This window comes from Planktothrix serta PCC 8927, from assembly GCF_900010725.2.
GTDB lineage: Bacteria > Cyanobacteriota > Cyanobacteriia > Cyanobacteriales > Microcoleaceae > Planktothrix > Planktothrix serta.
This window is the reverse complement of the sequence record NZ_LR734933.1, coordinates 1-1,031: the sequence shown is the minus strand read 5'-3', so window position 1 is coordinate 1,031 and position 1,031 is coordinate 1. Positions and strand designations below refer to the sequence as shown.

Below are 1,031 nucleotides of genomic sequence, written 5' to 3'. Positions count from 1 at the left end.
TTAGGGCTTGCTGAAAAAAGGGGAAAAGCCAGAACAGGGGGAGGAGAAGACAAGAAAAAATGAATCAGGTGCAAGGAATGGGTGTAAAATAGCCCAAAAACCTTGCAGGAGTCGGGGAAAATGTACCGTAAAGACGAACAACCAAGGACACCAGCAGAAGAATTCAAACTGCCATTTGAGGGAAAACTCTCAGAAGAGAATCGCTGGGTAATCATGGCCCAATGGATACCGTGGGAAGAATTTGAAGCGGAATATGCAGAATTATTCTCTTCGGTTATGGGAGCACCAGCCAAAACATTCAGAATGGCATTAGGAGCCTTAATCATTAAAGAAAAATTAGGGATAAGTGATAGAGAGACAGTAGAACAAATCAAAGAAAATCCCTACTTGCAGTATTTTATTGGGTTGTCAGAATACAGGAATAGAGAACAGACAGAAAAAATCATTGATAGTTTGCATAAAAAGCGTCACGATAAATCAGAGAAGAAACCCAGAACTTATAGAAAAAAAGCGAGAAAAGACTACCTAGAAGTAGCCAAACAACGCCGACCTTCGCGAAAAAAAAGACGAAAAGCAGTTAAAAAACAATTGCAATATATTAAACGAAACTTAGGACATATAGACCAAATAATCGCCAATGGAGCAACGCTAGATTGCTTAAATAACAAGCAATATAAGAGTTTATTAGTAATATCAGAAGTTTACCGTCAACAGCAATGGATGTTTGATAATAACAAACAGAGTATTTCCGATAGAATCGTCAGTTTGAGCCAACCTCATATTCGTCCGATTGTGCGAGGTAAAGCCGGAACGTCAGTAGAATTTGGTGCTAAATTGTCGGCGAGTTGTCTGGATGAATATGTATTTCTTGACCGGATTAGTTGGGATAATTTTAACGAATCCTGTGATTTAAAAACACAAATAGAGGCTTTTAAAGAATACACGGGGCATTATCCTGAATCAGTCCATGTAGATAAAATTTACCGGACTAGAGACAACCGAGCTTGGTGTAAAGACAGAGGAATTAGAAT

The 1,031-nt window shown here is 38.6% G+C and carries 1 protein-coding gene; it reads left to right on the top strand.

Translation table 11 applies throughout. The annotated features are described in order from the left end of the window. Window positions 1-120: 120 nt before the first annotated feature. Window positions 121-1,031, top strand: a 911-nt coding sequence (locus tag PL8927_RS27695; protein ID WP_197047595.1) for a transposase, incomplete at its 3' end; no start/stop codon positions are given.